Source organism: Methylobacterium sp. WL116 (genome assembly GCF_008039455.1).
Lineage (GTDB): Bacteria > Pseudomonadota > Alphaproteobacteria > Rhizobiales > Beijerinckiaceae > Methylobacterium.
This window is the reverse complement of the sequence record NZ_VRUV01000322.1, coordinates 1-5,264: the sequence shown is the minus strand read 5'-3', so window position 1 is coordinate 5,264 and position 5,264 is coordinate 1. Positions and strand designations below refer to the sequence as shown.

Here is a 5,264-nt window from a genome sequence, read left to right as displayed (position 1 = left end):
GCGCCGCTGGGCATCGTCCGCGGGCACGCGAGCCACGCCGCGGCGCCGGCCTGCTTCTCGACCGCGCCGATCGGCGCGATCGGCAGGCTCCTCGACAAGGTCGGCTGGCGGGCCGGCGACGTCGACCTCTACGAGATCAACGAGGCCTTCGCGGTGGTGGCGATGGCCGCGATGCGCGACCTCGACCTGCAGCCCGACCGCGTCAACGTCCACGGCGGCGCCTGCGCCCTCGGCCACCCGATCGGCGCCTCGGGCGCCCGCATCGTGGTGACGCTGCTGGCCGCGCTCGCCCGCACCGGAGGCCGCCGCGGCATCGCGGCGCTCTGCATCGGCGGCGGCGAGGCGACGGCGATCGCGGTGGAGCGGACGTCCTGAAGCAGGGTCGAGCGTGGCGGATACCGCCTCGCGTGAAGACAATGCGACCACGCCATGAGCCGGTGCTCGTTCCGTGATACGAGGATCGCAAAAAGGGTGCTAGCCGGCGAGCCGACGGTTCGGGGCGGCCGCAACGGCGACCGCCGATTCCCCGAGGCGGGGTCGGTCGCCGAACCGGTGCACGACGTGGCGGCCCAGCGCGATCGCCGGCCTCTCGATCCATCGATACATCAGCGTCGCGACGCCGACGGTCACGAGCGCGGTCGCCGCGGCGAAAACGTGGACCGGAACGACCGGCTCGTATCCCGCCAGCGCGTGCTCGAGCACGACCTGGACCACGGGCCCGAACAGGTAGATCGAATAGCTGATCGCACCGAGGCCGACGAAGACCCGTCCTTCGATCCTGACCTTCACGGCGAGGAGCGCGAAGAGCGCCATCGCCAGCCAGTAGGTGATGACGTACTTCACCCAGCTCTCGTGAAAACCCATGTCGCGATTGTAGGCGAGCACGGACACCAGTGGCACGGCGAGGATCAGCGCCGCCGTCACCAGGGCCGATGCGGAGCCCCAGCCCGCCCGCTGCTCGAAGACATGGTAGCGCAGGCACAGGCCCCAGAACATCACGGCGAGCGAGAGCGGCACCGCCACGGGGAACTTGCGTTCCAGATGGAAGCGCAGGCCGGCCAGGACGACGGCGGCCGCGATGAGCGAGAGCGCGCAGACCACGGCACCCGTGCGGTCGTCGAGGCGACCGATGACGAACAGGCCCACGCAGATGGCGTAGAAGATCAGCTCGATCTGGAGCGTCCAATACAGGCCGATGATGTTCTCCACGCCGAGGAACTGCTGCAGCATGGTCATGTTGGCCGGCACGAGCAGGTTCGGCACGTCGCGGCCGGCCCACACGAACAGGACGAGCAGGCCGCACGGGATCGAGAGCCAGTAGGCGGGATAGAGGCGGAAGAACCGCGAGACGGCGAAGGCCAGGACCGGTCGGCGGCTCGGCTTGAAGAGCGAGAACGGGACGACGAAGCCGGAGACGGCGAAGAACAGCGTGACCGCGATCTTGCCGACGTCGAGATACGCGGTCAGGTGCCCGAGCAGGTCTCGCTCCAGCGGAGACGGCCCGAGCTGAGCCCTGAGACCGAATTCGACGGTATGGGCGTAGATCACCGCCAAGGCGGCTAAGCCGCGGATCGAATCGATGCAGTGGAGGCGGCGCATGACGGCATCGATCACGTTCGCCCTCGGATGCAGGGCGCGGCGACGATTGCAGGCGGTCCGAGTCTCGACAAGCCGCTTCGAAGGGCTTGGTTAAAGGCCGGCCGGCGACGCGACGGGTGCCCCGCGGAGGCTCGACGATCGGCAGGATTCGCCGTGGATCGGCGCAAAACACCTGAGGCGGGATCGTCGAGGCAGGCAGGAAGGCGAACCGGATCCGACCAGAGACGCACATCGAGCCCGATAGGTCCGATCGAACGCCGGAGCGGTCGTCCTCGATCGGGGAGCCCGGCCGTCGGGCGAAGGTTCGCGCGGCATCGTCAACGCAAGGCTTCGTCGCCCGAGGACGCCGGCTTGGCGGAGCGCCCGCCTCGCGGCCGCGGCCCTGCGAGGCGGGGTCGGCGGCGACCGAAGCCGAACGCGATGCGCGGTCCGCGTTCGGCCGCTAGCGTTTGCGGGAGGCTAGGCCGCCACGCCGGTCCCGATCGGGCAGGCGACGCCCGTGCCGCCGAGGCCGCAATAGCCGGCCGGGTTCTTGGCCAGGTACTGCTGGTGGTAGGCCTCGGCGAAATAGAAGGTCTGGCCGGAGACGATCTCGGTGGTGACGTCCGGGAAGCCGCGGGCCTTCAGCGCGGCGGCGTAGGCCGAGCGCACGGCCTTGGCCGTCGCCTCCTGCGCGGGATCGGTGAGGTAGATGCCGGACCGGTACTGCGTGCCGACGTCGTTGCCCTGGCGGTACCCTTGCGTCGGGTCGTGGCTCTCGAAGAAGGTCTTGAGCACGGATTCGAGCGGCAGCACCGCCGGATCGAAGGCGACCAGCACGACCTCGTTGTGCCCGGTGCGGCCGGAGCAGACCTCCTCGTAGGTCGGGTTCGGGGTGTACCCGCCCTGGTAGCCCACCGCCGTGACGAACACGCCCGCGGGCAGCTGCCAGAACTTGCGCTCCGCGCCCCAGAAGCAGCCGAAGCCGAGGCCGATCGTCTCGGTGCCCGGCGGGTACGGGCCCTTGAGCGGGTTGCCGTTGACGAAGTGGGTCTCGGCGGTCGGCAGCGGATCGGGGCGGCCGGGCAGCGCGTCGGCCGGGCTCGGCATCTCGGCCTTCTTGCGGAACATCTGCAGCATCGGGCATCCTTCGGGCGGCGGGTTCGCGTCAAACCCGTATATGGGGTCGCCCGCCCGGTTGATGAAGCGGCCGGTCGCCTCAGGAGCGCGTGAGGAACCCGATCGGCTCGCGCGCCGGCTGCCCGAGCCAGAGCAGCACCGCGCCGAGGCCGAGGCCGAGCAGCGAGGCCGGCGCCAGGGTGAGCGGCAGCACCGCGAGGTTCCACAGCCACGGCGCCACGCCCTCGACCGTGGCCTGGAGCGCGCTCGCCTTGTCCTTGAACAGCGTGAACAGCAATTCGCTCAGCGGCGTGATCCGCAGGCCGTTGTTGGCGACCGAGCGGGCGCCGTCGTAGACCAGGGCCACGAAGCCGCCGGCCAGCAGGACGAAGCCGAGGAGGCGCAGGAGGAAACGGAACATCGTCGGGTCTCGGGAGCACGCGCGTCGGCCGGTCCGGAGGGCGTACGAGCCCCGCCCCCGCCGCGCAAGCGGTTGCCGCGCCCGCGCCCGCCGTGCCACAGGGGCGGCCCCGGCGACAGGAACCGACCACCCGTGACCATCCGCGTACAGGCCCCGGTGCCGCCGGCCCTCGTCATCTTCGATTGCGACGGCGTTCTGGTGGACAGCGAGCCCCTGAGCCTCGCCTGCCTCACCGCCGGGCTCAACCGCATCGGCGTCGCGATCGACGTCGAGACCGTGCGGGCGCGCTTCGCCGGCACCTCCATGGCCTCGATCATGGGCCACGTCGCGCGCGACTACGGCGTCACGGCGCCCGAGGGGTTCGTCGCGGCGGTGAAGGCCGAGACCCTGGCGATCTTCGACGCGGAGCTGCGCGCCATGGCCGGGATCGCCGAGGCGGTGGCCGCCCTCTCGCTGCCGACCTGCGTCGCCTCGAGCAGCGATCCCGTGCGGCTGCGCCACTCGCTCGGCCTCACCGGCCTGCTGCCGCTGTTCGACGGGCGGATCTACTCGGCGGTCGAGGTCGCCCGCGGCAAGCCGTTTCCCGACCTGTTCCTGCACGCCGCCGCCCGGATGGGGGCCTCGCCCGACGCCTGCCTGGTGATCGAGGACAGCGTGCCCGGCGTCACCGCCGCGCGGGCGGCCGGGATGCGGGTGCTCGGCTTCACCGGCGGCGGCCATTGGGGCCACGACCGCGACGGGGCCGACCTGCTCGCGGCCGGGGCCGCGCGGGTCTATCGCGACCACCGCGACCTCGCCGCGAGCCTGGCGGCGATCGGCGCGCAGGGCTGAGGCAGGATCGGGCTGCCGCCCGGGACGGCGGCGCGGGTTTGTGCCCGAAAACTGCAAAAAAACGGAAACGGCTTCCTTTGACGCCGCGCCGGCAGATCTCCATTTTAGCGAGGTCGGCGATGTCAAGCATCGCCGACCTCGGTGATTTGAGGAGCATCGCTTGCGCCGCGTCATCAAACGCTAAAGCACTGCCGGACGACGCCGTCCTGCGGTCCTTCAACGTCAGGAGGACTCCTACCGTGATCCGATCCCCCTCGACCCCCGCTCTCCCCGTGCACGGCGCGCGTATGCGCCGGCCTCGTGGTCGCTGTCGCGGCTGACGTTCGCGCGCCGACAGACGATCCGACCGCCCAGCACCGCCGGCATCGCGACCGGCGCCGGGAGACATTCGTCATGCCACAGCTTCATCCGGCCGCGCAGGCCGCCCCGACGCACGACCTGTTCGCCGACCACCTGACCCAGCGCGCCCGCAACCGCCTGCACGCGGAGCCGCCGCCGACCCGGATCATCGAGGTGGGCGAGATCGCCGCCGGCATCGCCGTGCCCGAGCCCGGCGGGGTGCGCTTCTTCTCCTCGGCCCGTGCCTTCGACGAGCTCGACGGCACGGTGTTCCGCAGCACCGAGCAGGCCGCCCGCGCCGCCCGCGAGCGGTTCCGGGCCCGCACCCGGGTGTCGGGCGCCCGACCGGGCGGGGGCAGGCCGGCCGCGGTCTGAGGGGGGCTACCCTTCTCTCCCTCCCCGCTTCAGGGGGGGAGGGAGGATCCCCCCTTACTTGCACTCCTCGCGGGTGCGCTTCATCGCCTCGCCGAAGCCGGCCAGCGCGTACTCGTCGCTGGTCGGCCGGCCGCGCATCGAGATGGTCTTGACCAGGAGCTTGGGCACCCGGCCGCTCATCTCGGAGACGACGCGGGCCTCCTCCGAGGGGTTCTGGAGCCAGGCGTTGCCGTCCTTCACCACGAGGCCGTAGCGGGCGCTGCCCAGGGTGATCGCCGGGTCGCTCGGGGCGGCGGCGGCGCCGGGCCTGGCCTGGGCGGCCGCGGGCTTGGACGGGAAGCCGAGCATCACCGCGATCTCGTTCTGGACGTTCTCGCCCTTGCGCACCGTGACGAACAGGTAGGCGGTGTCGCGCTTGAGCGTCGCCGGCGAGCGGGTCTGCGGCTGGGCGATGGCGTAGCACAGGCGGGTCTTGCCCTGGCCGCTGGCGAACACGTTCCAGTCGCCGAAGATCGCCACCGGCGTCGCCTGCTGCATGCCGGGCGGGGTCGGCGCTTCCTTCGGCGTCCGCTCGCGGCCGCCCCTGCGGCGGCGGTGGGAG

6 protein-coding genes and 1 pseudogene are annotated in these 5,264 nt (G+C 71.6%); 3 read left to right on the top strand and 4 right to left on the bottom strand.

The window, feature by feature from the left end; translation table 11 throughout:
• Nucleotides 1–375: pseudogene (locus FV223_RS19285) on the top strand (acetyl-CoA C-acetyltransferase); the annotation flags it as partial.
• A gap of 99 nt (nt 376–474) precedes the next feature.
• Here the strand turns inward: FV223_RS19285 and FV223_RS19280 are convergent.
• The 3 genes from FV223_RS19280 to FV223_RS19270 all read right to left on the bottom strand — a co-directional run bounded on the left by FV223_RS19280 (nt 475) and on the right by FV223_RS19270 (nt 3,118).
• Nucleotides 475–1,614, bottom strand: a complete 1,140-nt coding sequence (locus FV223_RS19280; protein ID WP_147728518.1) for an acyltransferase — start codon at nt 1,612–1,614, stop codon at nt 475–477.
• Nucleotides 1,615–2,058: 444 nt separating this feature from the next.
• Nucleotides 2,059–2,715, bottom strand: a complete 657-nt coding sequence (gene msrA, locus FV223_RS19275; RefSeq protein WP_147728520.1) for a peptide-methionine (S)-S-oxide reductase MsrA — start codon at nt 2,713–2,715, stop codon at nt 2,059–2,061.
• An 82-nt stretch (nt 2,716–2,797) separates the two neighbouring features.
• Entirely contained in the window at nt 2,798–3,118 is a 321-nt protein-coding gene (locus tag FV223_RS19270; RefSeq protein WP_147728517.1) for a PetM family of cytochrome b6f complex subunit 7, read from the bottom strand.
• Nucleotides 3,119–3,250: 132 nt separating this feature from the next.
• Between FV223_RS19270 and FV223_RS19265 the strand changes: the two genes are divergently transcribed.
• Together FV223_RS19265 and FV223_RS19260 are read left to right on the top strand one after the other, a co-directional pair.
• Entirely contained in the window at nt 3,251–3,949 is a 699-nt protein-coding gene (locus tag FV223_RS19265) for an HAD family hydrolase (protein ID WP_147728516.1), read from the top strand.
• Between the two features lie 393 nt (nt 3,950–4,342).
• On the top strand, nt 4,343–4,663 hold the full coding sequence (locus tag FV223_RS19260) for a hypothetical protein (protein WP_243937044.1): 321 nt from the start codon (nt 4,343–4,345) through the stop codon (nt 4,661–4,663).
• Nucleotides 4,664–4,717: 54 nt separating this feature from the next.
• On the opposite strand, the gene FV223_RS19255 is transcribed toward FV223_RS19260, so the two are convergent.
• The coding region (locus FV223_RS19255) for an invasion associated locus b family protein (RefSeq protein ID WP_147728515.1) at nt 4,718–5,264 on the bottom strand (547 nt) is incomplete at its 5' end.

Excerpts from the sequence above, each read along its gene's own strand:
- FV223_RS19260 (WP_243937044.1), top strand. The coding sequence starts at position 4,343 with ATGCCACAGCTTCATCCGGCCGCGCAGGCCGCCCCGACGCACGACCTG.
- FV223_RS19270 (WP_147728517.1), bottom strand. The coding sequence starts at position 3,118 with ATGTTCCGTTTCCTCCTGCGCCTCCTCGGCTTCGTCCTGCTGGCCGGC.